Source organism: Nonomuraea sp. NPDC000554, assembly GCF_040300065.1.
In the GTDB taxonomy this organism is placed as follows: domain Bacteria; phylum Actinomycetota; class Actinomycetes; order Streptosporangiales; family Streptosporangiaceae; genus Nonomuraea.
Window position 1 is genome coordinate 129679 of sequence record NZ_JBEPDC010000019.1, and the last position, 26994, is coordinate 156672.

At 73.0% G+C, this 26994-nt stretch carries 20 protein-coding genes; 11 read left to right on the forward strand and 9 right to left on the reverse strand.

Translation table 11 applies throughout. The features are described from left to right. Positions 1-16: 16 nt before the first annotated feature. Together ABT294_RS31885 and ABT294_RS31890 are read right to left on the reverse strand one after the other, a co-directional pair. Positions 17-1519: a phytoene desaturase family protein gene (locus tag ABT294_RS31885; protein WP_350810005.1), complete on the reverse strand. Its 1503-nt coding sequence runs from the start codon at positions 1517-1519 to the stop codon at positions 17-19. 318 nt (positions 1520-1837) lie between these two features. Further along, positions 1838-2779, reverse strand: coding sequence for a LysR family transcriptional regulator (locus ABT294_RS31890; protein WP_350810006.1), 942 nt, complete (start codon positions 2777-2779; stop codon positions 1838-1840). A gap of 70 nt (positions 2780-2849) precedes the next feature. On the opposite strand from ABT294_RS31890, the gene ABT294_RS31895 reads away from it, so the two are divergent. From ABT294_RS31895 to ABT294_RS31915, 5 genes are all read left to right on the forward strand, one after another. Continuing rightward, positions 2850-3941 carry a YeiH family protein gene (locus ABT294_RS31895; RefSeq protein ID WP_350810007.1) on the forward strand — a complete coding sequence of 364 codons (1092 nt, stop codon included), beginning with the start codon at positions 2850-2852 and terminating at the stop codon, positions 3939-3941. Between the two features lie 85 nt (positions 3942-4026). Then, positions 4027-4977, forward strand: coding sequence for a pseudouridine-5'-phosphate glycosidase (locus tag ABT294_RS31900; RefSeq protein ID WP_350810008.1), 951 nt, complete (start codon positions 4027-4029; stop codon positions 4975-4977). Beyond that, positions 4974-5903, forward strand: coding sequence for a carbohydrate kinase family protein (locus ABT294_RS31905; protein ID WP_350810009.1), 930 nt, complete (start codon positions 4974-4976; stop codon positions 5901-5903). Before ABT294_RS31900 ends, ABT294_RS31905 begins: the two co-directional genes overlap by 4 nt. Before the next feature lie 83 nt (positions 5904-5986). Continuing rightward, positions 5987-8410 carry a hypothetical protein gene (locus ABT294_RS31910; protein ID WP_350810010.1) on the forward strand — a complete coding sequence of 808 codons (2424 nt, stop codon included), beginning with the start codon at positions 5987-5989 and terminating at the stop codon, positions 8408-8410. Between the two features lie 483 nt (positions 8411-8893). Beyond that, on the forward strand, positions 8894-9100 hold the full coding sequence (locus ABT294_RS31915) for a cold-shock protein (protein WP_350810011.1): 207 nt from the start codon (positions 8894-8896) through the stop codon (positions 9098-9100). A 238-nt stretch (positions 9101-9338) separates the two neighbouring features. On the opposite strand, the gene ABT294_RS31920 is transcribed toward ABT294_RS31915, so the two are convergent. From ABT294_RS31920 to ABT294_RS31930, 3 genes are all read right to left on the reverse strand, one after another. Continuing rightward, entirely contained in the window at positions 9339-12317 is a 2979-nt protein-coding gene (locus ABT294_RS31920; RefSeq protein ID WP_350810012.1) for a helix-turn-helix transcriptional regulator, read from the reverse strand. Positions 12318-12495: 178 nt separating this feature from the next. Next, positions 12496-12930 carry a GNAT family N-acetyltransferase gene (locus tag ABT294_RS31925; RefSeq protein WP_350810013.1) on the reverse strand — a complete coding sequence of 145 codons (435 nt, stop codon included), beginning with the start codon at positions 12928-12930 and terminating at the stop codon, positions 12496-12498. Positions 12931-12974: 44 nt separating this feature from the next. Continuing rightward, the gene (locus tag ABT294_RS31930) at positions 12975-13868 is read right to left on the reverse strand and encodes a hypothetical protein (protein WP_350810014.1); all 894 of its coding nucleotides are present in this window, start codon (positions 13866-13868) and stop codon (positions 12975-12977) included. Between the two features lie 97 nt (positions 13869-13965). Between ABT294_RS31930 and ABT294_RS31935 the strand changes: the two genes are divergently transcribed. The 6 genes from ABT294_RS31935 (at position 13966) to ABT294_RS31960 (ending at position 21304) form a co-directional block, all read left to right on the forward strand. After that, complete coding sequence (locus ABT294_RS31935) at positions 13966-15531, forward strand: serine/threonine-protein kinase (RefSeq protein WP_350810015.1); 1566 nt, start codon at positions 13966-13968, stop codon at positions 15529-15531. A 3-nt stretch (positions 15532-15534) separates the two neighbouring features. Then, the gene (locus ABT294_RS31940) at positions 15535-17148 is read left to right on the forward strand and encodes a serine/threonine-protein kinase (RefSeq protein WP_350810016.1); all 1614 of its coding nucleotides are present in this window, start codon (positions 15535-15537) and stop codon (positions 17146-17148) included. A gap of 3 nt (positions 17149-17151) precedes the next feature. Then, on the forward strand, positions 17152-18699 hold the full coding sequence (locus ABT294_RS31945; RefSeq protein WP_350810017.1) for a serine/threonine-protein kinase: 1548 nt from the start codon (positions 17152-17154) through the stop codon (positions 18697-18699). Between the two features lie 49 nt (positions 18700-18748). Continuing rightward, positions 18749-19513 carry a DUF3558 domain-containing protein gene (locus tag ABT294_RS31950; RefSeq protein WP_350810018.1) on the forward strand — a complete coding sequence of 255 codons (765 nt, stop codon included), beginning with the start codon at positions 18749-18751 and terminating at the stop codon, positions 19511-19513. Positions 19514-19627: 114 nt separating this feature from the next. Further along, positions 19628-19945 (forward strand): hypothetical protein, encoded by a 318-nt coding sequence (locus ABT294_RS31955; RefSeq protein WP_350810019.1) that lies wholly within the window; start codon positions 19628-19630, stop codon positions 19943-19945. Between the two features lie 3 nt (positions 19946-19948). Continuing rightward, positions 19949-21304 carry a WXG100-like domain-containing protein gene (locus tag ABT294_RS31960; RefSeq protein ID WP_350810020.1) on the forward strand — a complete coding sequence of 452 codons (1356 nt, stop codon included), beginning with the start codon at positions 19949-19951 and terminating at the stop codon, positions 21302-21304. Positions 21305-21329: 25 nt separating this feature from the next. On the opposite strand, the gene ABT294_RS31965 is transcribed toward ABT294_RS31960, so the two are convergent. The 4 genes from ABT294_RS31965 to ABT294_RS31980 are packed head-to-tail and all read right to left on the reverse strand — an operon-like array spanning position 21330 to position 26991. Then, a complete protein-coding gene (locus ABT294_RS31965) occupies positions 21330-22466 on the reverse strand; it encodes an acyl-CoA dehydrogenase family protein (protein WP_350810021.1) in 1137 nt (378 codons plus the stop codon). A 6-nt stretch (positions 22467-22472) separates the two neighbouring features. Then, positions 22473-23378 carry a hydroxymethylglutaryl-CoA lyase gene (locus ABT294_RS31970; RefSeq protein WP_350810022.1) on the reverse strand — a complete coding sequence of 302 codons (906 nt, stop codon included), beginning with the start codon at positions 23376-23378 and terminating at the stop codon, positions 22473-22475. Then, complete coding sequence (locus ABT294_RS31975; RefSeq protein WP_350810023.1) at positions 23378-25414, reverse strand: acetyl/propionyl/methylcrotonyl-CoA carboxylase subunit alpha; 2037 nt, start codon at positions 25412-25414, stop codon at positions 23378-23380. Before ABT294_RS31975 ends, ABT294_RS31970 begins: the two co-directional genes overlap by 1 nt. Positions 25415-25422: 8 nt before the next feature. After that, positions 25423-26991: a carboxyl transferase domain-containing protein gene (locus tag ABT294_RS31980; RefSeq protein ID WP_350810024.1), complete on the reverse strand. Its 1569-nt coding sequence runs from the start codon at positions 26989-26991 to the stop codon at positions 25423-25425. Between the last annotated feature and the right edge of the window lie 3 nt (positions 26992-26994).

The window sequence follows — 26994 nt, forward strand, 5'->3', positions numbered from 1 at the left end:
CAACGCCGAGCCGGGCTCAGCGCAGGAGGGCCATCGCGGCGTTGTGGCCGGGGATGCCGCTGACGCCGCCACCCCGGCGGGCGCCCGCGCCGCAGAGCAGGATGCGCTCGTGCTCCGTCTCCACACCCCAGCCGCCCTCGTCGGCGAACGGCCAGGTCAGGTCGCGGTGGAAGATGTGGCCGCCGGGCAGGCCCGCCTCGTTCTCCAGGTCCACCGGGCTCTTGGCCTCGACGCACGGCGAGCCGTCGGGGGCGCGCAGGAGGCAGTCCTCGATGGGCTCGGCGAGGACCTGGTTGATCGAGGCGAGGGTGGCGCGGAGGGCGTCCGCCCGCGCCCGCTCCGGGTCGGCGCGGAACAGGCGGGCGGGCATGTGCAGGCCGAACAGGGTCATCGTCTCCGCGTGGCCGCGCAGATCCGGCCCGAGGATCGACGGGTCGGTGAGCGAGTGGCAGTACACCTCGGCCGGCGGCAGCTCGGGGATCTCGCCCCTGGACGCCTGCGCGTGGGCCCTGGCGAGCTGGTCGCGTCCCTCGTTGATGTGGAAGGTGCCGCTGAACGCGGCCCGCGGGTCCACCGAGGCGTCCTTGAGGCGGGGCAGCCGGCTCAGCACCATGTTGACCTTGAGCTGCGCGCCCTCCGGCGTGCCCGGCTCCTTCCCCAGCACCCTGTCGAGGACCGCCGGCGGCAGGTTCACCAGCACGTGCCCCCCGGTGACGGTGTGCTCGCCGTCCTCCGCGCGGAAGGTGACCTCGCCCGACGGCGAGATGCCGACGATCTCCGCGCCGGTCCTGATCTCCGCCCCCGCCTGCCTCGCGGCCGTCTCCAGCGCCCCGGAGACCGCGCCCATGCCGCCCACGGGGACGTTCCACTCCCCCGTTCCGTCGCCGATCACGTGGTAGAGGAAGCACCGGTTGGCCAGCAGGTCGGTGGCGGGGTCGGCGAACGTGCCGATCAGCGCGTCGGTGAGGACGACGCCGCGCACGGTGTCGTCGCCGAACCGCTCGTCCACGACCTCGCCGATGGGCCGCTCGAACAGGTCCCGCCACGCCTCGGCGCCGACCAGCGTCTCGATCTCCTTCGCCGGACGCAGCGGCTCCAGCATCGTCCGGGCCAGCGCCTGGGCGACGTCCGCGGTCATGCCGTAGAAGGCGGTCCAGGCGCGATGGTCGGCGTCGCCACCGGTCACGTCCCTGAAGGAGGCCCTCGTCCGCTGCTCGTCGCCGTTGTCGACGAGCAGGCCCGTCGCGCCCTTCGGCGTGTAGGACGCGTAGCGCCTGCGGCGCAGCTCCAGCTTCAGCCCCAGGTCTCGGACGATCTTCGTGGGGAGGAGGCTGACCAGGTAGGAGTAGCGCGACAGCCGCACGTCCACACCGGGGAAGGCCCGAGCGGAGATCGCCAGCCCTCCGGCGTGGTCGAGCCGCTCCAGCACCAGGACCCGTCGTCCGGCGCCTGCCAGGTAGGCGGCGGCGACCAGCCCGTTGTGACCACCACCGGCGACGACTACGTCATATGACCCCATCCCGGCACCATACGACCCCACCACGCCCCACCGTCAACGCCTCCACAGGAGGCAGCGCACCAGGCCACCAGCGCCAACCCCACCCCGCACCACACCAGACGGCCTCACCTAAGGACCGGCCCAGGAGCGGGAACGCATCTGGGCACGCCACGACCTCCCCCGCACCTGACACCCTCACGCGAGGCGCGGGTGAGTGGGGGCGGGCGCGAGACAGGCAGCGGGTGAGGGCGGGCAGGGCAGCGGGCGGGGCGTGGTGGTGGTTGGCGTGGGTCAGGGGCGGCCGGCGACGGCCAGGAGGGTGGCGGCGGCCGGTGTGAGTCAGGGGCGGCTGGCGACGGCCAGGAGGGTGGCGGCGGGGCCCGTCAGGTGGCGGCCCCGGCGCCAGACCGCGCGCAGGTTCCTGACCAGGTTGAGGCCCGTCAGCGGCACCTCGACGAGGCGGCCGGTGGCCAGTTCGGCTTCCACCGCGTACCCGCTGAGGACCGCCGGGGCCGCGCCAGCCTGGGCGGCGCCCTTGACGGCCGAGTTCGACCCGAGTTCCAGGCGCGGGCTGGCCTGGTGGAGGCCGGTGAAGGCGACGTCCAGGGTCTCGCGGGTGCCCGAGCCGCGCTCGCGCACGACCAGCGGCGTGGCGGCCAGTTCCGCGCCCCTGAGCACCGTGCGGCGGCGCGCCCACGGGTGACCCGGCGCCACCACGACGACCAGCCTGTCGGTGCCGACCACCCGGCTGGCCAGCCCGTCCGGCACGTTCGGACCTTCCACGAACCCCAACTCCACGACGCCCAGCTCCGCGCCCCTCAGCTCCGCGCCCCTCAATTCCACGGGCTCGGCCCCCGACAGCACCAGCGCCGCCACGTCGGCGGAGTTCAGCACGTCCAGGCCGACCTGCACCCCGGGCTCGCGGCTCTGGAGCTCGCCGAGCCAGCGCGGCACCAGGTACTCGGCCACCGTCATGCTGGACGCCACCCGCAGGTGCGCCGCCTCGCTGTGCCGGACGGCCTCGGCGGCCCGCATGAGCTCCTGCGCGGCCGCGAGCACCTGCGCGGCCCAGCCCGCCACCATCTTGCCCTCGGCGGTGAGCGTGGAGCCGCGCGGCGTCCGCTCCAGCAGCGGCAGGCCGAGACGCCGTTCCAGCTGGGCGATGCGCTTGCTCGCCGACGGCTGCGCGATGCCCGCCATCTTGGCCGCCTGCCCGAGGCTGCCGAGCTCGCCCACGTCCACCAGGAGCTTCAGCGAGTCGAGATCAGGCAGCGCGGTCATAGCCACAGGCTATGACCTCCCAGGCAACGCGCGGCTACCGGGCCTCGCGAAGGCCCCGAAGACTGGGATCATGCTTCCTACCTCCTCCAAGACGTCCTTCCTGCCGGGAATCGCGGCGTGCGCGCTGGCGGTGGCGCTCTCCCTGGTGGTGAACCGGTTCGTGCCAGGGCTCAGCCCCGCGACGGCCGCGGTGGCCTTGGGGGCGGCGCTGGCCACCGCCGGGGCGATCCGCGCGCCGCTGCGTCCTGGGCTCCAGTTCGTCGCCAGGCGGGTGCTGCGCGCGGCGATCGTGCTGCTCGGGCTGCAGATCGCGGTGCCGCAGGTGCTCGCGCTCGGGTGGCAGGCGCTGGCGGTCGTCGCCGCCGCCACGGGGCTCACGTTCGTCCTCACGCCGCTGGCCGGCCGCCGCCTCGGCCTTTCGCCCGGGACGTCGCTGCTGGTCGGCACGGGCGTGTCGATCTGCGGGGCGGCGGCGATCGCGGCCATGCACGAGAGCGCCGACAGCACGGACGACGACGCGGCGAACGCGCTGAGCGTGGTGGTCCTCTACGGCAGCGCGGCCATCGTGGTGCTGCCGTTGCTGGCGTCCTGGCTGGGGCTGTCGCACGACCAGCTCGGGGTGTGGGCGGGAGCGGCCGTGCACGAGGTCGCCCAGGTGGCGGCGATCGGGGCGGCCTCGGGTGTCCTGGCGACGGCGGTGACGGTGAAGCTCGGCCGGGTCGTCCTGCTCGCCCCGATCGTCGCCATCACCACGTCCCTGCGCCGTCCGCACGGCACGCCCACCAGCGCACCCGCCGACAGCCGGGCGCCCGTGGCCGTGCCCGCGGGCACGACCGCGCCCGCGTCCCCGAACGGCGCCGTGGCGCCGCCTGCCGGTGCTCCCGTGGCGGGCGGCAACGGGAAGAGGCCGCCGATCGTGCCGCTGTTCGTGGCCGGGTTCCTGGCGATGGTGGCGGTGCGCAGCACGGGGCTGCTGCCGTCGGTGGTGACCGACAACGTGCCGGCGGTCACGAACGCGCTCATGGCCGCCGCGCTGTTCGCCCTCGGCACCGGGATCGACCTGCGAAAACTGCTCAAGGGCGGGCGGGTTATGCTGCTCGGGGGCATCGCCACCGGGCTCATCGGAGCGATTTCGCTGGCGGGGGTGTCGCTGCTCGGGTGATGTCCAGGTGGACGTGCGGGCGGCCGCCCCTTACCGTGCTCATTTGCAAGAAATATCGTGAAATGTACGGTTTATCGGGCAAGCCATGACAAGGAGCACGAGCCTCACCATGCACAGCACCGCCGCCCCTCTTCTCCAGCCGTCCGACGAGGTCGCCGAGGCCCTCGCCACCGGCGCGCCCGTGGTGGCGCTGGAGTCCACGATCATCTCCCATGGGCTGCCGCAGCCGCGCAACCTGGAGGTGGCCCGCGAGTTGGAGGGGATCGTCCGGGCCGCGGGAGCCGTCCCGGCGACGATCGCGGTGCTCGACGGCGTCGCCCGCGTCGGGCTGAACGAGGTGGAGTTGGAACGCATCGCCACCGAGTCGGGGCTGCGCAAGCTCGGCCAGCGCGACCTGCCCGTGGCCGCGGCGCTGAAGGCGAGCGGCGCGACGACCGTGTCGGCCACGTCGTTCCTGGCCGCCCGCGCGGGCATCCGGATCTTCGCCACCGGCGGCCTCGGCGGTGTCCACCGCGGCTGGACCGAGGACCAGGACGAGTCCGCGGACCTCGACACGCTCGCGCGCACCCGCATCACGGTGGTCTGCGCGGGCGTCAAGTCCATCCTGGACGTCCCCTCGACCCTCCAGCGCCTGGAGACCCGCGGCGTGACCGTCGCCGGATACCGCACCGACACCTTCCCCGGCTTCTACCTGCACTCGTCCGGCGAGCCGATCGACTGGCGGATCGAGACCCCGCAGCAGGCCGCGGACATCATGCGCGGCCAGGACGCGCTCGGCGGGCAGGAGACGGCGCTGATCGTCGCCAACCCCGTCCCGGTGGAGCAGCAGCTCGACCCGGCCCTGCATGACCGGGTGCTGAGCGAGGCGCTGGCCGCCGCCGAGAGCGAGGGCGTGACCGGCCAGGCGATCACCCCGTTCCTGCTCGGCTACCTGGTGCGCGGCACCGACGGCGCGTCGCTGGAGGCGAACCTGGCCGCGGTCCGCGGCAACACCGCCCTGGCTGCCCAGATCGCGCTCTCCTGGTCGCGGCCGTGACCGAGGCGGGCCTGCTGGTCATCGGCGATGTGGTCACCGATGTCGTGGCGATGCACAGCATGCCCGTCATGTCGGGCACTGACACAGCCGCCGACATCGTCCTCCGTCCCGGCGGCTCGGGGGCGAACACCGCGTCCTGGGCCGCCCACCTCGGCGCCGACGTGCGCCTGCTGGCCAGGCTCGGCTACGACAGCAGCGAGTGGCACACCGCCGAACTGGTGAAGACCGGCGTGCGGCCGCACGTCAGCGTCGACGCCGACCATCCGACCGCGGTCGTCATCGCCATGGTCGACGGGACCGGCGAGCGGTCGATGCTCACCAACCGCGGCGCGGGCGGCCGCATCTCCACCGACGACTGGGACCCCTCCCTGCTCGACGGCGTCCGACGGCTGCACCTGTCGGGCTACACGCTGTTCACCGAGCCGGGTCTCGGCCTGGCCAGGCTGGCCATGGCGGAGGCGACCGCCGCCGGGGTCGCGATCAGCGTGGACCCCGCCTCGACCGGCCCGCTGCGGGAGTTCGGCGTCGAACGCTTCCTGCGCGAGACGTCCCGGGCCGACCTGATCATTCCGAACCTGGACGAGGCCCTCGTGCTCACCGGGGCGCCCACGGCCGAGCGCGCCGCCGAGCTGCTCAGCGAGCACTACGGGCACGCGGTGGTGAAGCTGGGCGCGCGGGGCGCGCTGTCCGCGTCCAGGGGACGCGTGACGGCGACGGCTCCTGGAGCGCCAGCCGAGGTGGTGGACTCGACGGGCGCCGGCGACGCGTTCGCTGCCGGTTTCCTGACAGCCTCACTCAATGACGCCGACGAAGGCGCAGCTCTGAGGGCGGGTTGCCGCGCGGGAGCCGCGTGCGTGTCCCTGGTGGGCGGTCGTCCGCGATACGGTTTGAATCTGAAGCGTCTTTACCCTATTCACACTGATTGATAGCTTGCCGCGTAGGCTGCACCAAAGGCCACACGCGTTTCGATCAGCACCACGCGGCACTCTGGGGAGGATAAGGTCCGCCGATGGAAGTCGAGTCATCGATCTGCCTGAGCGACCTGGTCCCTGCCCTGCGCTGGAGCCGTCCCCAGCAGGTGGCGGAAGCGCTCGGCGATCCGCGCCTGCCGGCCGCGTGGTGGCATTCGGTGGCGTTGTCGCGGGCGCTCGGCCTGACGGGGCTCGACTGGATGTGCGAGCGGCTGGCGTCGCTGGCGTCGTCCAAGTGGGAGCACCTGCCGCTGGCCGACCTGCTGCCCGCGCTGACCGTCCACCACATCGACCCGGCGCTGCCCGGCTGGCCGGAAGCGACGCGGACGGCGATCATCGGGCTGGGCGGCTGGCAGCGGCTGCGCCGCCTGTCGCCCGCTGATCTGGGCACGCCGTCGGCGTCGCCGGAGGTGGTGATCGGGTCGGTCTTCCGCGAGGTGCTGGGACGGATCCTGGTCCAGCGCGACGCGGCGGCGAAAGGCGGCCACCCGGAGGTCACCCGGCCACTCCAGCGCGGCACCATCCCCGGGCAGCGCGAGAGCGGCCCGCTCGCGGCGGGCGGCCCGCAGACGGGCGGCTTCCCCGCGATCCAGCCCGGCGGCCCGTCACCGCGCCAGACCGGCTCCTTCCCCGCCCAGCCCAACGCCGCCCAGGCGGGCTCCCCAACGGCTCAGCCCCAGTCGGGCTCCTTCCCGGCTCAGCCCGAAAACGGCCGCCAGACCGGCTCCTTCCCCGCACAGCCCGAGAACCCCCGCCCCGGCGGCCCCTTCCCTCCGGCACCGGACTCCGGCCCCCAGACCGGCGGCTTCCCCGCCCAGCCCGAAAACGGCCGCCAGACCGGCTCCTTCCCCGCCCAGCCCGAAAACGCCCGCCCCGGCGGCCCCTTCCCTCCGGCACCGGACTCCGGCCCCCAGACCGGCGGCTTCCCCGCCCAGCCCGAAAACGCCCGCCCCGGCGGCTCCCTCCCTCCACCGCCGGACTCCGGCCCCCAGACCGGGGGGTTCGCAGCGCAGACCGGCGGCTTCCCCGCGCAGCCGGAGAGCGCCCGCCCCGGCGCTCCCTTCCCTGGCCAGCCGGGCTCCGGCCCGCAGACCGGAGGGTTCGCGGCGCAGCCAGGCGGGCTGCCCCAGCGGCAGACCGGCTCGCAGCCGGGAAGCCCCTCGCCCGCGAACGGCCCACACCCGGGGAGTCCCTCGCCTGCGGGTGGTTCGCACCCGGGGAGCCCGTCGCCCGCGAACGTCCCGCACCCCGGGAGTCCGTCGCCCGCGGGTGGCCCCCTCCCAGGCGCGGACGTCCCCGGTCAGGGCGGCGCCCAGTCCGGTGTCGGTCCGCACACAGGCCCCCATCCCGTCCCTGGCGGGCCCGCCCAGCGTGAGCCCGTGGCCGCGACGCCCGCGCCGTCCGAGACCGACCACGCGATGGTCCGGGTCGTCGACAGCCTGTTCCGCAGCCTGGACAAGAACGAGCTGGCCGTCGCCGTGCACCGCCTGTTCGCCGAGGACCCGATCAGCCTGCGCACGCTCGCGCACAAGATGCTCGTCGACCGCGACGTCCTCTCCCAGGCCCAGCGGACGGCGGAGGAACGCGTCCTGCACTGGCTGCGGTCGTCGGAGTCCGCGCCGGTCACCGGCCACATGTTCCGCCTGACCGAATGGCTCGGCACCGCAGCCACCCAGGACCAGCTCATCGGCGCCGACCCGGCACACCCGGTGATGGTCCCGTCGCTGCGCACCCCGCTCTGGCGCGTGCTCGTCACGCTCATGCCGGACCGCCGCCTCCAGGACGGCTGGCTCGTCGTCGGCGACATCCACGGACTCCAGGCCCGCACCAGGCAGCTCCTCACCTCGCACCCGGGCGAAAGCGACCCGGTCGAGTTGCTGAGCGAGCTGGGCATCCGCACTCACTCGGCCAAGGCCTGGCTCGACGCCCTCCCGCCGGAGTCGGCCGAACACGCCCCGCCCGCGCTGACCCCCGCCCAGCCGCTGCCCCGCCGCACCCCCGGAGCCAACGGCCACCACCACCGGGGCGGCCAGCCCATCCCGGCCGCGACGTCCGGGGCCATCGACCCGTCGGCGGCGCTCGCCACCCTGTCCGCCCTGTCGGGCAGCCGTCCCCCTGTCCGCCCTGGCGGCCTGGCGGGCGCCCCCGCCACCCCGCCGCCCCCGATCCCCAGCCCCTCGTCGGACCCGCGCCGTTGGCAGCGCATCGAGGTCACCCCCGAGCACCTCAGAGGCGGCCCCGTGCCGGTGCCGGAGGGCTACGCCGCCCAGCTCGGCATGCGCCCCGGCACGCTCCTGTCGGTGACGGGTCCCGGAGACAACGCGATCGTCCTCGTCTGGCAGGGCCACCAGCCGGTCTTCGACTCGCTCCAGCCGGTGCTGATGCGGCTCAACGCCCGCCCCGGCGACCAGGTCTACGTCACCGTGGACGGCTACCGCCTAGAAGCCCAGCTCACCGGCTGAGCCGCGACGCCACGCCGCGGCAGGCGCTCCGAACGTCACCACCCGGGCCTGGCAGCGGGCGCTGACCAGCCCGTCGGCGTGCGCTGACGTGCGAGTCGCCCTCCGCCGGAAGGCGGCGGTCTTTCTCCACGATCACCGCCAGGTAGCTGAGTCACCTTGGCGACCTGGGTGCTCACTCAGCACGATCAATCGGTGCCGGCATACAGGACTGGCTGCGTGAAGGGCAGCCGACTCGTGGCGACGGGCGTCTGGGTGCCAGCACGTGCGGCTCCCAGTCGCCCATGTCCAGCCGGAGCGGTCAGGAGCATGTGCTAAATTGGAGACGTTGCAGTTGTGGTACCCATAGAGACTTCTGTGCACCTGACGTGATGTGACCTTCAGGTGCACTTTTGTTTTTCCGATCATCTCCGGATGGGCTCATCGCGGCGACACGGGATTCGTAAGGTGCGGGTCCCTGCTCTGCACCTGTCAAAGGAGATCAACATGGCTACAGGAACCGTCAAGTGGTTCAACGCTGAAAAGGGCTTCGGCTTCATCGCCCAGGAGGGTGGCGGCGCTGACGTCTTCGCCCACTACTCCAACATCGTCTCCCAGGGCGGTTACCGGGAGCTGCACGAAGGACAGAAGGTGTCCTTCGACATCACCCAGGGCCAGAAGGGCCCGCAGGCCGAGAACATCGTTCCCGCCTGACCCGGCCAACGCCACAGGCGAGGCCCGCACCCTCAAGGGGTGCGGGCCTCGCTCGTTTTCCGGGGTTCCAGGGATGAGGCTGCTCTCACACGCCTGCGAGATGCTGCCGCGCTCTCCCAACCGGCCGCACCTCGCGCCACCCGCCCGAACTCCGCAGAACGCGGCCCGAGCTCAAAGTGCGGGAAGCGCCCAGCGCGAGGGCCTCGCCGTCACGTCCGCAGCCGCCCACGGTGAACGGTCAGCGGTCGCGGGCGAACAGGCCGAGGCGGTGGGCGGTGGCGGCGGCCTCACCCCGGGACGCCACCCCCAGCTTGGCCAGGATGTTGGAGACGTGGACGCTGACCGTCTTGGCCGAGATGAACAGCTCGGCGGCGATCTCGCGGTTGCTGCGGCCGTTCGTCACCTGCTGGAGCACCTCCAGTTCGCGGGCCGTCAAGCCGTGAGGGACGCTGTCGGGAGCCGGTTCGTCCGCGGCCGCGATGCGCGCCCGGCGGCCGAACGCGTCGAGCTCGGCCAGCAGCGGCGCGGCGCCGAGCTGGTCGGCCAGCGCCCTGGCCGCCGCCAGCCGGTCCCCGGCCCCCTGCCGGTCGCCGCAGACCACCGCGGCACGCGCGGCCTCGGCCAGCGACCGCGCCTCCGCGTACGGTTGGCGCAGCGCCGCCCAGGCCGCCGCGGCAGCGTCCCACTCTTTCAACCGCCAGGCGGCCATCTCGGCACCACCAGCAGCCGCCAGCCGAGCGCCGTCAGCCAACCCCGGATCACCGTCAGCAAGCTCCCGAGCGGACGCCTCCGGAGAGGGCTGCCCGTCAGGATGAGCGGGTTGGCCCGTGAGGGCGATGAAGGTGAGGTGCTGGGCCTGCTGGAGGTCACCCTCCACCTTCAACCGGGACGCCAGCGCGTGGAGCTCCGACAGCAAGGGACCGCCGAGCTGGGCGGCCGTCACCAGCAGCGGCCAGAAGTAGCGGGAGCTGCCCGTCGGCTCCTGCTCGCGCAGCGTGCGGGACACCAGCTCGCGGGCCTCGTCGTGCCGCCCGCGCGCCATCAGCAGTTCGACGTCCCTGCGGACGTGCGGCAGCACGTTCTGGTCGCGGTAGGTGCCCCTTGACAGCACGCTGCGCGAGGCCGCGAGCAGCGACTCGGCCCGGTCGAGCTGGCCGCGGGCGAGCGCGATGTCGGTGACGAGGCCCTGCAGGCTCGCCCGGTAGGGCGCCGGCGGGGCGAGGTCGAGGGCGTGCTCGATGACCTCCAGCGCCTCCTTCCAGCGGCCGAGCGACACCAGCGGCTCGGCCAGGTTGATCGACAGGAACGTGCCCGAGGTGCGCGCCAGGCCGTACTGGTCGGACTCCGTGACGCCGTCGCGGGCGACCTTGGCGGCCTGCTCGTGGCGGCCCGCGCCCTCCAGCGCGTCGGACTCGGAGATCGCGTTGCGCATGACCGCGTTGTACGCGCCGGCCTTGCGGGCGAGCCGCCGCGCCTCGGCGAAGGACTCGAGCTGTTCGTCGATCTCGGAGTAGCGGAAGCGCGCCCAGGTGAGGGTGATCATCGCGTGCGCCTCCGTGGCGGCGTCGCCCACCTGGCGGCCGAGCTCCATGGCCTGCTGCGCGATGGAGATCTTCTCCTGCCACGCGTCGGGCGCGTGCATCATGCGGGCCAGGGTTTCGAGCACCTGGCCGCGCAGCTTGCTCGGCGGCTCGGCGGGCACCAGGGCGGCGGCCTCGCGCAGGTCGTCGAGGTTGCCCGGCCTGCCGAGGTCGTAGCGGGTCAGGCCGCGCTGCCTGAGCAGGCGGGCGGCGGTGATCGGGTCGCCGGACGGGTCGACCTCGGCGAGCGCGGCGGTGGCGAGGGCGATGCTGCGCTCGTACTCGCCGGCCAGGTGGGCGGAGGTGGAGGCCTGCCTGAGGACGTCGATGTGGCCGATGGCGATGCGCTCGGCGGCGTCGGGCACCTGCTCCCACAGCTCCAGCACCCTGGACAGCATGCGGAGCTGCTCGTCGTAGGCGGCGGACTTGCGGGCGGCGGCGGCCGCGCGCCAGGCACTGACCAGCGCCCAGGTGCTGTCGTGGGCGGAGTGCCAGTGGTGGGCCAGCTCGATGGCGCCGCGCGGCGCGGGCAGGATCGACAGGTCCTGCTCCAGCGCCTGCGCGAAGCGGGTGTGCAGGCGGGTGTGCTCGCCGGGCAGCAGGTCGTCGTGGAGCGCCTCGCGGATCAGCGCGTGCCGGAAGGCGTAGCCCTCGCCGTCGACGACGAGCACGTTGCCCGCCACGGCCGGACGCAGTGCGCGGGAGAGCGCGCCCTCGTCGAGCCCGGCGACGGCGGACAGCAGGTCGTGCTCGATGCGCTGCCCGCCCGCGCTGGCCACGCGCATCAGTTCCTGGGTCTCGTCGGGCAGCCGCTCGACGCTGGCGAGCAGCAGGTCGCGCAGCGACTCGGGCAGCGCGTCGCCGTCGGGCTCACTGAGCAGCGCCTCCACGAACAGCGGGTTGCCCTCGCTGCGCGCGTAGACCACCTCCATGTCGGCGGCGGACGGCTCGCGTTCCAGGATGCTCGCCGCCTGGGCGACGACCTCTCTGCGGGTGAGCCTGCGCAGCTCCAGCCTGGCGACCCAGTCGACGCGGCCCAGCTCGGCGAGCAGCGGACGCAGCGGGTGGTTGCGGTGCAGCTCGTCGGTGCGGTAGGTGACGACGATCAGCAGGCGGACGTCGGAACGCTGGTAGCGGACGAGGAACGACAGCAGGTCGCGGGTGGACCGGTCGGCCCAGTGCGCGTCTTCGACGACCAGGAGCACCGGCTGGTCTTCCGCCAGCCGTTCCAGCAGGCCGAGCATCTGCTCGAAGAGCCGCGCGCGGGCCTCGGGGCCGTCTCTGTCGGGCTCGCCGAACTCGGGCAGCAGCCGGGCCAGCCCGCGAGTGGTGCCGCCGGGCACCAGCTCGGCCACCCGGTCGCGGCCGAGGCCGCGCACCAGGCCGCGCAGCACGGCGGTGAACGGCGCGAAGGGCAGACCCTCGGTGCCCAGCTCGAGGCAGCCGCCGACCAGCACCAGCGCGTCGTCTGCCTGGTCGGTGAACTCTCTGATCAGCCTGGTCTTGCCGACGCCCGCCTCGCCGCCGACGAGCACCGTGGACGCGGTTCCGGCGCGAGCCCGTGACAGCGCCCGCCCGAGCGCGGCGAGCTCGCCGGACCGGCCGACGAACAGGGGGCTCACCGTGTGGATGCTCACGCCCCAAGGATGCCATCCGGCAACGACAGAACGAGCCCTCGCCTGCCGGGGATCTCACGGACTGGAACGAGCGGCCTGCCGCGGCCGTCTCCGCGAGATCTCACGGGCCGGAACGAGTGGCCTGCCGCCGACCGTCTCCGCGGGATCTCGCGGCCGTAACGCGCGGCCAGCCGAACAGCTAGCGCAGGACCTTTCGGAAGAAGGTGGCCGACTCCTCGTAGCCGAGCGCGTGGTAGAACTCCGGCGCCCGGCGGGTGGCCATGGCGACGTAGCGGGCCTTGCGGGAGCGGGCCCACGCCTCGAACTCTTCGAGCAGCCCCCTGCCGATGCCCTGCCTGCGCGAGCCCGCCTGCACCATGGCCTCCTCGACCCAGGCGACGGGCCCGTTGGCGAACAGGGTCAGGTGGACGAATCCCAGCAGGTATCCGTGGAGACGGCCGTCGACCACGGCCGTGAGCAGCATGGCGTCGTCGTTCTTCAGCAGCTCGGGAAGCGCCAGGTCGAAGGCCTCGCGCTCGGGCTTGAACGTCAGGCCGAACTCCCGGGCCAGCGCGAACAGCTGGTCGGCGTCGGCCTTCTCAGCCCTCCTGTATTGAAGATCATCAGACGTCATGATGTACGACCTTAGATCGTCCGGTGAGGCCCGTCCAATCACGTTCAGCCTGTGAGCGCTTTGATCGCCTGCTGGGAGATCTCCTCGGCGCCCTTCAGGAGCACGTCCTCGGCGGCCGGGGTGGTGTCCTTGCCCTGGGCGAGGATGTCGTCACCCTTGTTGTCGGTGCCGAAGTATCGGACGTCGACCGTCGTGTTCCCCATGACCAGGTAGACCCAGACGTTGGTGGTTCCCTTCAGGTTCGAGGTGTACATGGCGTGCGCCTCGTCCCCGACGTCCGACAGGTCCTTCACCTGACCGTACGTGCTCAGGTACTTCAGGCCCGGGTTCTCCTCCTTGGTGCCGCCCATGTCCTTCATCGAGTCGAAGTTCCAGGCGGCGTCGCCCCTGGCGGCGTCCACGGTGGGCCAGACGTTGACGGCGAGGTGGATGGAGCGCAGCTCCAGATGGCCGTTCTTGAGGTTCTTGGTCTTCTGCGTCCACACGCAGCCCTTCCTGAGGGCGCCGTACCCGTCCTTCTGGACGCCCGGCTCGGACACGGCCTTGGGCGCGAGCCGGGACGTCAGGCTCGCCGGGAGCAGGTCGCACACCTCGGGCACCGCCTTCAGCGGCGCGAACGTGGACGTCGCGGTGGGCGTTTCGGACGCGGAGGCCGTTTCGGTCGGCAGCGACGTGGGCGGCAGCGTCGAGGGCGGGGCGGAAGAAAGGGCGGAAGGCAGAGCAGACGGCAGCTCGAAGGTCGGCCGGGCGAGCGGAGGGGGGCTCTCCTGCCCGACGTTGCGCACGGCGATGAGCCCGCCGCCCAGGACGGCCACCGCCGCGGCGCCGGCCATGACGCCCTTCGCCCACCCCGGCGCCCTGGACGTCGTGGGCCGCTCGCCCCCGGCGTCCGGCCAGTAGGAGGCTGGAGGGACGGGCGGCGCGCTCTGACCCTGCATGTCTGATCACTCCCGATCATTACAAATGGGAAGCTCTTGGCCCGTTGACCCGGGAAATATAGCGAACCGAAACCGGCAAACACTATGGTTCCGTCTCGTGCCTGGTCTGGGGGATTCGAAGATCGCAGGCCGCTATCGGGTGCTGCGCGCGCTCGGCCAGGGAGGCATGGGCACCATCTGGCTCGCCCACGACGAGCTGCTCGACCGCCAGGTGGCGATCAAGGAGGTGCTCCTTCCGCAGTCCCTCGGGCCGGCCGAGCGGGCGGAGGCGCTCCAGCGGGCCGTGCGCGAGGCGATGGCGGCCGCCCAGTTGCGCCATCCCGGCATCATCACCATCCACGACGTGCTGTCGCAGGACGGCAGGCCGTGGATCGTCATGGAGCTGCTCCGCGGCCGCGACCTGAAGGACGCGGTGGCCGCCGAGGGGCCGTGGTCGCCCGAGCGCACGGCCGAGCTGGGGTTGCGCGTGCTGGAGGCGCTGTCGGTGGCGCACGCGCACGGCATCCAGCACCGGGACGTGAAGCCGGCGAACGTGTTCCTGAGCGACGACGGCCGCGTCATCCTGACGGACTTCGGCATCGCCCGCCTGGAGGACCAGGCGACGATCACCGAGTCTGGGCTGCTGATCGGCTCGCCCGGGTACATCGCGCCGGAACGGCTGCGCGGCGAGCGCGGCGGCCCCGAGTCGGACCTGTGGTCGCTGGCCGCCACGCTGTACGCCACGGTCGAGGGCCAGGCGCCGTACGTGGGCACGTCCCCGATGTCGGTCCTGCGTGACGCGCTGACCCTGCCCCCCAGGCCGCCGCAGCGTGCCGGGCACCTCGGGCCGGTGCTGATGCTGATGCTGGCGCGCGAGCCGTACCAGCGGCCGGTCGCGCAGGCTGCCGAGCAGTTGCTGCGGCGGGTCGCGGACGGCGGCCCCGCGCTCGCCCCGCCGCCTCCGAGGCGGGGGAAGCTGCTGCCGGTCCTGGTCGGGGCCGGGGTGGTGGCGGCCGCCGCGGCGGCCGTCGGGTTCGTCGCGCTGCGTCCGTCGGGGCAGGAGGAGCAGGCGAGCCCGGCCGCCCGGCAGAGCACGCAGCAGGCCACCCAGCAGCCGGCTCAGCAGGCCACCCGGCCGGCCACGCCGCGCCCCGAGCAGACCGCCAGGTTCACCGTCCCGGTGGACATGTGCAGGCTGCTCACCGCCGGCCAGGTCGCCAAGCTCGCTCCCGGCGTGGGCAGGGGCCGGCGCGACGGCGACTCCTGCGAGTGGACCGCCCGCGGCAAGGGCATCAGCGTCCAGGCCATGGACCTCCAGGACCTTCAGGACAAGTGGGCCGGCGGGCCCGACGACGCCGAGCTGGAGTACGCCAACTACCGCAACCTTCGGGGCCAGCCCGCCAAGATGTCCTGGAGCTGGCCCGAGATCGGCCTCGAGAAGCCGGTCACCCAGCCGCGGGTGAACGTCGCCGACCTGGAGGGGATCGGCGACGAGGCGTTCACCTACGAGTACGCCGCCCCGCAGGGGAAGGCGGAGCACATCACGGTGATCTTCCGGCTCAGCAACCTGAACGTCGAGGTCGAGTACGTCGACGTGAGCAAGATCGGCGACAACGCGGCCATGCGGGAGGCGGCGAGGAACGCCGCACGGTGGGCCGCCCGGGCACTGAACGGCCAGGAGTGAGGCATGAACCAACCGCGACTCATCGGCGGCCGCTACCGGCTGATCGAACAGCTCGGCCGCGGCGGCATGGGCATCGTCTGGCGCGCCCAGGACACCGCGATCGGCCGTGAGGTGGCCGTCAAGCAGGTGCTGCTCCCGCCGAACCTCTCCCCCGCCGACCAGCACGCGCTGCGGCAGCGCACGCTGCACGAGGCCCGCTCGGCGGCCAGGATCCGGCATCCGGCCGTGGTGGCCGTGCACGACGTGGTCGAGGACGGCGGCGAGCCGTGGATCGTCATGGAGCTGGTGCGGGGGCGTTCGCTCGACCAGGTCATCAAGTCGGGCGGCCCGATGTCGCCGGCGTGGGCCGCGTCGATCGGGCTGTTCGTGCTGTCGGCGCTGGCCTCGGCGCACGCGCAGGGCCTGCTGCACCGGGACGTCAAGCCGGGCAACGTGCTGCTGTCCGACGACGGCCGCATCCTGCTGTCGGACTTCGGCATCGCCGCGCCCGCCGGAGCCGCCCAGCAGGGCGCGACCGCCCCCGTCGGCACGGCGGGGTTCACCGCGCCCGAATGCCTCACCGAGGGCGCGCTCCCCGGGCCGCCGTCGGACCTGTTCTCGCTGGGCGCGACCGTCTACACGGCGGTCGAGGGCGTCCAGCCGTTCCAGCGCAACACCGCGATCGCCACGCTCGGCGCGGTGATGACCGAGCCGCCGCGCCCGCCGCAGCGGGCGCGCACGCTGGCGCCGCTCCTGCTCGGCCTGCTCGCCAAGGACCCGGGAAGCCGTCCGGACCTGCGGACGCTGCGCCGGGCGTTGGAGCAGGTCGCGGGCCAGCCGGTGCCGACGGTCAGGGTTCCCGCGCCGGCGTGGGTGGTCCCGCGCGTGGCGGCGTTCGCGTCGGCGGCGGGTGTGGTCGTGGCGTTCGTCCTGGCGGTGACGCTGCTCCTGGTCACGTCGTCGTCCGCGGAACCGGCAGGCTCGACGTCGGCGGCGGCCACGACGGCCAGGCCCACCCCCAGCAAGCCCGCCCCCAGCAAGGCCCCGACCAGCGCGCCGCCGACCAGCGCCGCGCCCACGACGGCCGCGCCGGTGGCCAGCCAGGCGCCCACCCAGCCGCCGGGCAAGTTCTCCCGCATACCCAAGCCGTGCCAGCTGCTCACCCGGCAACAGGCCACCCAGCTCGTCGGCGCCTACATCACCACGTCCCGCAAGCCGTCGTTCCAGTGCTCGTGGAGCACGTCCGGGATCGCCCCCAAAGGCAAGGACCTGGCGCTCTTCCTCACCCTCTACTTCTATCCCCAGCAGGGCGACGGCTACGAGACCACACTCGCGCAGGAGCACGTGGCCGGGCGTAAGAAGGAGGGCGAGCAGAACGCGGGCAGGGGCGGCTCCGGCATGAGGCAGGGCGAGGTGTTCGACATTCCCGGCGCGGGCGACGAGGCGGTCGGCTGGGAGATCGAAGAGGACAGGGGCAGCAGCGGGAAGCGGTTCACCGTGAGCGCGACGTTCCGCACCGGCAACATGGTGGGCGACATCCGCTTCACCCACGACGTGGCCAAGGACCCCGCCCTGCGCGACAAGGCGGCCCAGGCCGCCAAGTGGCTCGCCGAGAACCTCGACAGCAAGGCGTCCTGACGCATGCGCGTGATCGCCGGACGCTACCAGCTCCTCTCGCCGCTCGGCGCGGGCGGCGCGGGCACGGTGTGGCGGGCCCGTGACGAGGTGCTGCACCGCGAGGTCGCGGTCAAGGAGGTGCGGCTGCCCCCGGGCGAGGACCGGCAGCGGGCGCTGGTCGACACGCTGCGCGAGGCGCGGGCGACGGCCGCGCTCAGCCATCCCTCGATCATCACCGTGCACGACGTGCTGTCGGAGGACGGCCGGCCGTGGATCGTCATGGACCTGCTGGCCGGACGGTCCCTGGGCGACCTGGTCAAGGAGCAGGGCCCGCTGCCGCCCGGCCACGTCGCCACAATCGGCCTGCGCGTGCTCGACGCGCTGGAGGTCGCGCACGGCCGCGGCATCCTGCACAGGGACGTGAAGCCGGGCAACGTCATGATCACCGACGGCGGCGAGGTCGTCCTGACCGACTTCGGCATCGCCGCGCACACCGGCGACATGCCGTCCGCCGACGCCGCGAACGGCGCGGTCGCCGGATCGCCCGGCTACGTCGCGCCCGAGCACCTGCGCGGCGAGCGCGCGGGCCCGGCCGCCGACCTGTGGTCGCTGGCCGCCACCCTCTACACCGCCGCCGAGGGCCGGCCGCCGTTCGCCCGCGAGTCGCCGATGGCGATCGTCGCGGCCGTGCTCACGATGCCACCGCCGCCGCCCGTCAACGCGGGCCCGCTCGGCGGGCTGCTCCTGGCGATGCTCAACGGGAACCCCGCCGCCCGTCCGGACCCGCGGCAGGTCAGGGCGCACCTACAGGCGGTGGCGGTGCGGCTGCCCGTGCGTCCGCGCGAGGTCGCGCCCGCCACGGTCCCGGTCAGGGCGGGACGCGGGCGCGCGCCGCTGGTGCTCGGAGCGGTGGCCGTCGTCGTGGCCGCCGGGGTCTCGGGCGCCGTCCTGCTCGGCAACCGCGCGCCCGCCACCCCGTCGCCGAGCGCCGTGGCCCAGTCGTCCGCACCGCCCGCCACCCCATCGCCCACCAGCACCGCACCGTCCACCGCGGCGCCGTCCACACCTGCCGCCACGGGCGACGGGACGTTCGCGCAACCGCCCGAGGCGTGCGAGCTGCTCACCACCGAGCAGGCCCAGCAGGTCCTGCCCGGCTCGCACAGCAGGCAGCCCGACTACTACGACACGAGCGAGTGCGACTGGACGGTCGGCGCGATCGGCGGGATCACCACCACCTCCATCAACCTCAAGGTCCGGCACTTCCCCCAGGTCGAGGCGGCCAGGCGCACCCTCACCCAGACCACCCGGTCCCGCGACGGGGCGGCGGGCACCGGCGAGTCCGTGACGACCCGGCGGACGCGGCCCGTCGACGCCGGCGACGGGGCCGTCGCCCAGGAGACCGAGGCGGGGATCACGCACACCTCGACCGTCACCGTGTGGATGCGGCTCAGCAACGTCATCGTGCAGATCACGGTCAGCACTCCCGAACGGACGAAGGTGACCCCCCGACTCCGCGCCACCGCCGACCGGGCCGCCCGCGCGGTCGCCGACACCCTCAGGAAGGCGACGTGACCTCCTCCCCATGCCCGGAGACCGGGGCCCGCACGCGCAAGGAGCTTCGATGAACGACTACCGGCGAGACGTCCCGACCCTGAGGATGCCGGACGCCGTCCCCACGCAGCAGTCGCGGCCGGGGCTGCTGGTGACGCCCGTGATGCTGGCCGGGGCCGCGGCCGCGGTGGTGGCGATGCTGTTCACCGTCCTGTTCCTGCTCACGCGTGTGCCGGAGAGGGCGGCGGCCGTCGCCGTGACCGAGCGGCCTTCGCACAGTGTGGCGCCCGTGGAGACGCCCAGCGAGCAGCCCGCCTCCAGCGCCCCCACCCCGAGCGACCCCGCGCCGACCGGGACTCCGGCCTACTCGCAGGCCGTCGACCCGTGCACGGCCGTCGGCGACGACCTCGTGCGGAAGCTCACCCTCTTTCCCGACAAGTCGCAGATCAGGGCGGACGAGTGCGAGTGGCGGACGCTGGACCCCGCGGCCGCGCTGCCGGGCAACGTCCAGTTCGCGCTCAAGGTGTCGGTGCGGGTGCTGCCCGGCGACCTGGCCGCGGCGCAGCAGCAGCTCCTCGCCCAGCGTCAGGACTCCGTCCTGCTCGCCAGGCAGTGGAGTCCGGCCGGCGTCGGCGAGGAGTCGTGGAGCACGCTCTACACGCTGGAACCCGACAACGCGGGTCCGACCGTCGCCACGGTCGGAGCCCGCGTCAGCAACGCCGTCATCCAGGTCACCTACCAGCGCCGGGTGACCGAGGACCCGTCAGGCCACCTCACCAAGGGCGCCGTGGAGGTGGCCAAGGCGGTGATCGCCAAGCTCGGCGCGGGCGGCTAGAGGTCACCGGGGGAAGCGGCCGCGCGTCAGTTGTACGGACGACGTACGTCGCTCAATACTAGAGTGGTACAAAAGGGGCCCAAAGGTGCCCCTGTGTCTGGATGAGGTTGACTGTTGGGCCGGGAGCTTGTCTTCGACCATGCGGTGCTGAGCGGCGCGGGACGACACATGAAGGACTCCGCCGCTCTGTTCAGACGCCACGCCGACAGCCTGCTCCTGACCGTGGGGGGCAGCGGCGGGGCGGCGTGGGGAGGCACCGCCCTGGGTGCGGCCGTCGACCAGCTCAACGACCTGGTCCAGCACGCCTGCGGGACGATGCACGGCAACCTCCACGCCACCGGCTCGGCCATCGAGGCGATGGCCGACGACCTGCGCGGGCGTATGGCCGCCGCCGAGGACGCGGTCGACGCCATCCGGCCGGAGGAGCCGTAGCGGATGGCGGTGACCCTCCCGGCCCACCTGGAGCCGGCGTTCCGCCTGCTCGGCGTGGAGTGGCTGCCAGAGGACGAGGACGGGCTGCGTACGTGCGCGGCCGCGTACCGTGCCTGCGCCACCTCGCTGCAGAGCGAGGTGCACCCCGCGGCGAACGGCGCGGTCGCGCACGCCGCCACGAACAACGCCGGTGACCACATCGACGCGGTCCAGACGCACTGGGTGCAGTACAACGAGCCGGACTCCGGGCACCTGGACGGCCTGGCGGCCTCCCTGCACGCCCTGGCCGACGCCCACGACCTGGCCGCCCGGCTCATCGAGATCGTCAAGGTGCTCCTGAGGCTGCTCGCGACGTACGTGTTCATCGCCCTGGCCTGGGCGCTGGCCACGGCGGCGATCTCCGGGGGGCTCGCCGCCGTGCGAGCGCGCGCCACCGTCGGGATCATGCGGGGCTTCGCTAGACGGGCCGTGGCGACCCTGCGCCGCAAGCTTGAGCGCTACTTCGGCCGCACCCTGATCCGGGCTGTGGAGACCCGCCTGCGCCGCCTGCTCGGCGCCAAGCCGCCCATGTTCGCCGCGGCGGCGAAGACCTCGCTGTTTCGCCGGGCACTCGGGCCCGCCGGCGTGCTGGCGGCGGCCGAGGGCGTCACCTTCCTGGACGAGGAACGGCCGGTGCGCCACCCGCACGGCCCGCCGAACCCGCCGAAGGGCGTCCCGTTCAACGGGGAGTACCGCATCGGCCCTCCCCAGGAGCCCGGGATCACCTTCGACGATCCCTGGCTGTTCGACCCCGATGCGAAGCCCACGGCGGCGGACTACGCGAACTGGTACAAGTGGCGTGGCCTCGCGCACGGCGAGGAGGCGATGCCGGGCTGGGACGACGCCGCCGCCGCGCTCAAGCACTATCTGGACGGCTCCGGAACCGACTTCGAGGTCGACTACGACAAGGCGTACAAGGAGGACAAGTCCGTCCGCGAGTCGGTCGACAGGGCGATCCGCCAGGCGCAGGAGCAGGCCGAGCGGCTCTCCAGGGAGAGCGGCCGGCAGGAGTTCCAGATGACCGGCCAGCCGCTCAAGGCCGGGGTGGAGACGGACAACTGGCGCGGCGCCCTGGGCCGCCACTCCATCTGGGGCAGCGGGAACGTCCGGATCGACGGGAACCAGGCGACCATGGACATCACCATCCACGCCCACGACCGGTACAACTTCAACAAGTACGACGACAACGGCGTCAAGACCGGGTGGACGAACCAGGAGAACGGCCGTTTCGAGGAGCTCGGCTGGGCCAGGTCGTACACCACCCGCGGGCAGTTGACACGCACGGTGACGTGGACCCTTCCGCCTGCCCGCGGTCGTTGACGGCTCCGCTACTGATCTGCGCAGGTCAGAGGTCGCGCAGGCCGAGCTGGCGGGCGATGAGCATGCGCTGCACCTCGCTGGTGCCCTCGCCGATCTCCAGGATCTTGGCGTCGCGGTAGAAGCGGCCGACGGGGAACTCGTTCATGAAGCCGTACCCGCCGAAGATCTGGGTGGCGTCGCGGGAGTTGTCCATGGCGGCGTTGGACGCGACCAGCTTGGCGATCGCCGCCTCCTTCTTGAACGGGACGTCCGCCAGCATCTTCTCCGCCGCGTGGTAGTAGGCCAGGCGGGCGGTGTGGACGCGGGCCTCCATGTCGGCGATCTTGAACTGGATGGCCTGGTAGTGGCCGATCGGGTGGCCGAACGCCTTCCTTTCCCTGACGTACTTGAGGCACTCGTCGACGCACCCCTGGGCCAGGCCCACGCTGAGCGCGGCGATCGCGATGCGCCCCTCGTCGAGGGTCTGCAGGAACTGCGCGTAGCCGCGTCCGCGCTCGCCCAGGAGGTTCTCGGCGGGCACCCGGCAGTCGGAGAACGACAGCTCGCGCGTGTCGGACGCGTTCCAGCCGACCTTGGAGTACTTCTTCGACACGGTGAACCCGGGGGTGCCGCTGGGCACCAGGATGGTGGAGATCTCCCGCTCGCCGGTGAGGGCCGCGACGCCCACCACGCCGGTGATGTCGGTGCCCGAGTTCGTGATGAACGCCTTGGTGCCGTTGATCACCCACTCCCCGCCGTCGAGCACGGCGGTGGTGCGCATGCCGCCGGGGACGTCCGAGCCGCCACCCGGCTCCGTCAGGCCGAACGCGCCCAGCATCTCGCCGCTGGCCAGCCGGGGCAGCCAGGCGGCCTTCTGCTCGGACGTGCCGAACCGGAAGATCGGCATCGCGCCCAGCGACACCGCGGCCTCCAGCGTGATCGACACGCTGGAGTCGACGCGGGCCAGCTCCTCCAGCGCCAGGCAGAGCGCGAAGTAGTCACCGCCCATGCCGCCGTACTCCTCGGGGATCGGCAGCCCGAACAGGCCCATCGCGCCCATCTGCCGGACGATGTCGTACGGGAACGCCTCGCGCTCGTAGTAGTCGCCGATCACGGGGGCCACGACGTCGCGGGCGAACGCCTCGACGGTCTTGCGCAGCTCTTCGTACTCGTCGCTCAGCATGGGGTGTCAACCTTTCGAGAGGGCCTGGACGACGCGCGAGGGGCTGGGACGGCCCAGCCTCCCGGCCAGCCAGGTGCTGGTGGTCACGAGCTTGTCCAGGTCGAGGCCGGTCTCGATGCCGAGCCCCTGCAGCATCCAGACGAGGTCCTCGGTGGCGAGGTTGCCGGTGGCGGACTCGGCATAGGGGCAGCCGCCGATGCCGCCCGTCGAGGCGTCCACGACGGTCACGCCGGCTCTGAGCGCGGCCAGCGTGTTGCCGAGCGCCTGCCCGTAGGTGTCGTGGAAGTGGACGGCCAGCCTTTCGGGCCCGCCGAACGCGTCGATGAGCGCGGCCACGTGACCGGGCGTGCCGACGCCGATCGTGTCGCCCAGCGACAGCTCGTAGCAGCCGAGGGCGAGCAGCCGCCTGCCGACCGTGACGACCTGCGAGATCGGCGTCGGCCCCTCCCACGGGTCGCCGAAGCACATCGACACGTACGCGCGGACCCTGACCCCGCTGTCCAGCGCCCTGGCCACGACCGGCTCGAACATCTCGAACTGGCTCTCCAGGCCGCGGTTGAGGTTCTTGGCGGCGAACGTCTCGGTGGCGCTGGCGAAGACGGCGATCTCGGCCACGCCGTGCTCCAGCGCCCTGTCGAGGCCGCGCTCGTTCGGGACCAGCACCGGGTAGCGGACCCCGGGCTTCCTGTCGAGCCTGGTGAGCAGTTCCTCGGCGTCGGCGAGCTGTGGCACCCATTTCGGGTGGACGAAGCTCGTCGCCTCGATCACCCGGTGGCCCGCGTCGGCCAGGCGGTCGATGAACTCGGCCTTGACCTCGACCGGGACGGTCACCGGCTCGTTCTGCAGGCCGTCGCGCGGGCCGACCTCGTAGATCGTGACCCGCTGCGGGAGTCCGTCCATCGGGTAGCGCATCACGCCTCCTGCCCGCTGTCCACGGCACTGACGACCGCCAGGACGGCGTCCATGTCGACCGGCTGGCCCGCCTGGACGGGCAGCTCGGTGACCAGCCCGTCGCGGGGGGCGGTCACGGTGTGCTCCATCTTCATGGCCTCCACGATGACGAGGGGCTGGCCCTCGCTGACCCGCTCGCCCGGCTGCGCCTTGACGACCAGGACGGTGCCGGGCATCGGGCTCCTGACCACGCCGTCGGCCGCGCCCGCCGCGCCGGGACGGTCGCCGGGGTCGCCGATCTTGTGCCTGGTGAAGGGCCAGGCCTGGCCGCCGCTGCCGAGCCAGAGGGTGTCGTCCCTGCGGGCCAGGGCGTAGTGCCGGGTGCGGCCGTCGAGGGTGACGGACAGCTCACCGTCGCCCTGGCGGATCCGCGCGGGGACGGCCCGTCCGTCCACCCGCACCTCGGCCGAGCGGTGGGGCAGGCCCCTGACGGCGATCGCGTGCACGCCGTCGCGGGACTCCAGCCGCCAGGTGGTCCACGCGGGCTCGCCGGCCCGCCAGCCGTCCGTGATCTCCCACGGGTCGGCCCCCTGGGGCATCGCGTGGAAGGCCAGGGCCGCGGCGGCGAGCACGTCGGACGGCGTCTCGGACGCGGGCACCAGCTCGGGCAGGACGCGCTCGACGAGCCCGGTGTCCAGCTCGCCCGCCCGCACGACGGGGTGCGCGGCGAGCGCCCGCAGGAACGGGACGTTGGTGGTGACGCCGAGGATCACGGTGGCGGCGAGGGCCCGGTCGAGCGTCCGCAGCGCGGTGTCGCGGTCGGGGGCCCAGGCGATCACCTTGGACAGCATCGGGTCGAACTCGCTGCCCACGACGCCTCCCTCGACGAGCCCCGAGTCGACCCGCACGACGGGCAGGCCGTACCCGGCGCGCTCGTCGGACGGCGACTGTGCGCGGGATCCGGGCGGCGGGCCGTCGGCGGGTTCACGGAGGGCGAGGACGGGTCCGCCGGTGGGGAGGAAGCCGCGGGCCGGGTCCTCGGCGTAGACGCGGGCCTCCACGGCGTGGCCGGTGAGGCGCACGTCGGCCTGGGTGAGCGGGAGAGCCTCGCCCGCGGCCACGCGGAGCTGCAGTTCCACCAGATCCAGGCCCGTCACCAGCTCCGTCACCGGGTGCTCCACCTGGAGGCGGGTGTTCATCTCCATGAAGTGGTACGCGCCGGTCGTGCCGTCGACGATGAACTCGACCGTGCCCGCGCCGGTGTAGCCCACGGCCCTGGCGGCCTCCACCGCCGCGGCGCCCATCGCGGCGCGGGTCTCGGCGGTGAGGAAGGGCGAGGGCGCCTCCTCGATGATCTTCTGGTGGCGGCGTTGCAGGCTGCACTCGCGTTCACCCAGGTGGACGACCGTGCCGTGGGTGTCGGCGAGGATCTGGATCTCGATGTGCCGCGGGTTCTCGACGTACCGCTCGATCAGCAGGGTCCCGTCGCCGAAGGCCGCGGCGGCCGTGCGGCGGGCGGACTCGAGGGCGTCGGGCAGCTCGGCGGCGGACCGGACGAGGATCATGCCCTTGCCGCCCCCGCCCGCCGACGGCTTGATCAGGGCCGGGAAGTCGCGCCAGGACGCCAGGTCGTCGCCCGGCTCGGCACCACCGGGAACGACGGGAACCCCGGCGGCCGACACGGTGGCCTTGGCGCGGATCTTGTCGCCCATCGCCTCGATGGCCTGCGGCGGCGGGCCGACGAAGGCGACGCCGGCCTCGGCGCAGCGGCGGGCGAAGGCGGCGTTCTCCGCCAGGAAGCCGTAACCGGGATGGACGGCCCCGGCGCCCGTCTCCTGGGCGGCCGCGATGATCGCCTCAATGTCCAGATATTTCGGGATCTGGAGGGCGATGTCGGCTTCCAGGACGTGCCTGGCGCCCGCGTCCGAGGGGGTGTGCACGGCCACCGAGGTGATGCCGAGGGCGCGCAACGTCCGGATGATCCGGACGGCGATCTCACCGCGGTTCGCGATGAGCACGCGGTCGAACACCGCGAGAGGGTGTGGCGAGTGTTCCATGAGCGCGATCACATCCGGAAGACGCCGTAGCCGACGGGTTCGAGCGGGGCGTTGGCCGCCGCGGAGAGCGCCAGTCCCAGGACGGTACGGGTGTCGAGCGGGTCGATCACGCCGTCGTCCCAGAGCCTGGCGGTGGAGTAGTAGGGGTTGCCCTGGTGCTCGTACTGGGCCCTGATCGCGTCGGCGTCGGCGCTGCCCACCGTGGTCAGGACGTTCGCCGCCTGCTCGCCGCCCATGACCGAGATGCGGGCGTTCGGCCACATCCACAGGAACCTGGGCGAGTAGGCGCGTCCGGCCATCGCGTAGTTGCCCGCGCCGAACGAGCCGCCGATCACCACCGTGAACTTGGGCACCCGCGCGCACGAGACGGCCGTGACCATCTTGGCGCCGTGCTTGGCGATGCCGCCCGCCTCGTACGCCTTGCCGACCATGAAGCCGCTGATGTTCTGCAGGAACACCAACGGGATCCGCCTCTGGTCGCACAGCTCGATGAAGTGCGCGCCCTTCATCGCCGACTCGCTGAACAGGATGCCGTTGTTGGCGACGATCCCGACCGGATGCCCGTGCAGGTGGGCGAACCCGGTGACCAGGGTCGGGCCGTACTCGGCCTTGAACTCCAGGAAGCGCGAGCCGTCGACCAGCCGGGCGATCACCTCGCGCACGTCGTAGGGCTGGCGGGTGTCGGCGGGGACGAGCCCGTAGAGGTCGCGCGGGTCGAGCCCGGGCTCCTCGGGCCGCACGCTCTCCCAGGGCCGCGGCGGGCGGGGCGCCAGCGTGGAGACGATGTCACGGACGATGGCCAGCGCGTGCGCGTCGTCCTCCGCCAGGTGGTCGGTGACGCCGCTGACCCGCGCGTGCAGCTCGCCGCCGCCGAGCTCCTCGGCGCTGACCTCCTCGCCGGTGGCCGCCTTCACCAGCGGCGGGCCGCCGAGGAAGATCGTGCCCTGGCCGCGGACGATGACGGCCTCGTCGCTCATGGCCGGCACGTACGCGCCACCCGCCGTGCAGGAGCCGAGGACAGCGGCGATCTGCGGGATGCCCCGCGCGGACATGGTCGCCTGGTTGTAGAAGATGCGCCCGAAGTGCTCGCGGTCGGGGAAGACCTCGTCCTGCTTGGGGAGGAACGCGCCGCCCGAGTCGACGAGGTAGACGCACGGCAGCCGGTTGTGCAGGGCCACCTCCTGCGCGCGCAGGTGCTTCTTGACCGTCATGGGGTAGTACGTGCCGCCCTTGACGGTGGCGTCGTTGGCCACGATCACGCACTCGCGCCCGGCGACCCGGCCGACGCCGGTGATGATCCCGGCGGCGGGCGCCTGGTCGTCGTAGAGGCCGTGGGCGGCGAGCGGCGACAGCTCCAGGAACCGCGAGCCGGGGTCGAGCAGGCTGTCGACGCGGTCGCGCGGGAGCAGCTTGCCCCGCGACACGTGCCGCTGCCGCGACCGTTCGGGGCCGCCCAGCGCTGCCACGGCCAGGCGTTCACGCAGCTCCGCCGCCAGGCGCTCGTTCAGCTCGGCGTTGCGCTTGAAGCCCTCACCGGCAGGGTCGGCGGCCGACTTCAGCACCGGCCAGTCGCTCATGTG

Coding starts and splice junctions, on each gene's coding strand:
- ABT294_RS31940 (WP_350810016.1), top strand. CDS start 15,535: ATGAACCAACCGCGACTCATCGGCGGCCGCTACCGGCTGATCGAACAG.
- ABT294_RS31910 (WP_350810010.1), top strand. CDS start 5,987: ATGGAAGTCGAGTCATCGATCTGCCTGAGCGACCTGGTCCCTGCCCTG.
- ABT294_RS31975 (WP_350810023.1), bottom strand. CDS start 25,414: ATGGAACACTCGCCACACCCTCTCGCGGTGTTCGACCGCGTGCTCATC.
- ABT294_RS31900 (WP_350810008.1), top strand. CDS start 4,027: ATGACAAGGAGCACGAGCCTCACCATGCACAGCACCGCCGCCCCTCTT.
- ABT294_RS31925 (WP_350810013.1), bottom strand. CDS start 12,930: ATGACGTCTGATGATCTTCAATACAGGAGGGCTGAGAAGGCCGACGCC.
- ABT294_RS31980 (WP_350810024.1), bottom strand. CDS start 26,991: ATGAGCGACTGGCCGGTGCTGAAGTCGGCCGCCGACCCTGCCGGTGAG.
- ABT294_RS31890 (WP_350810006.1), bottom strand. CDS start 2,779: ATGACCGCGCTGCCTGATCTCGACTCGCTGAAGCTCCTGGTGGACGTG.
- ABT294_RS31960 (WP_350810020.1), top strand. CDS start 19,949: ATGGCGGTGACCCTCCCGGCCCACCTGGAGCCGGCGTTCCGCCTGCTC.
- ABT294_RS31945 (WP_350810017.1), top strand. CDS start 17,152: ATGCGCGTGATCGCCGGACGCTACCAGCTCCTCTCGCCGCTCGGCGCG.
- ABT294_RS31885 (WP_350810005.1), bottom strand. CDS start 1,519: ATGGGGTCATATGACGTAGTCGTCGCCGGTGGTGGTCACAACGGGCTG.
- ABT294_RS31895 (WP_350810007.1), top strand. CDS start 2,850: ATGCTTCCTACCTCCTCCAAGACGTCCTTCCTGCCGGGAATCGCGGCG.
- ABT294_RS31950 (WP_350810018.1), top strand. CDS start 18,749: ATGAACGACTACCGGCGAGACGTCCCGACCCTGAGGATGCCGGACGCC.
- ABT294_RS31965 (WP_350810021.1), bottom strand. CDS start 22,466: ATGCTGAGCGACGAGTACGAAGAGCTGCGCAAGACCGTCGAGGCGTTC.
- ABT294_RS31930 (WP_350810014.1), bottom strand. CDS start 13,868: ATGCAGGGTCAGAGCGCGCCGCCCGTCCCTCCAGCCTCCTACTGGCCG.
- ABT294_RS31970 (WP_350810022.1), bottom strand. CDS start 23,378: ATGCGCTACCCGATGGACGGACTCCCGCAGCGGGTCACGATCTACGAG.
- ABT294_RS31915 (WP_350810011.1), top strand. CDS start 8,894: ATGGCTACAGGAACCGTCAAGTGGTTCAACGCTGAAAAGGGCTTCGGC.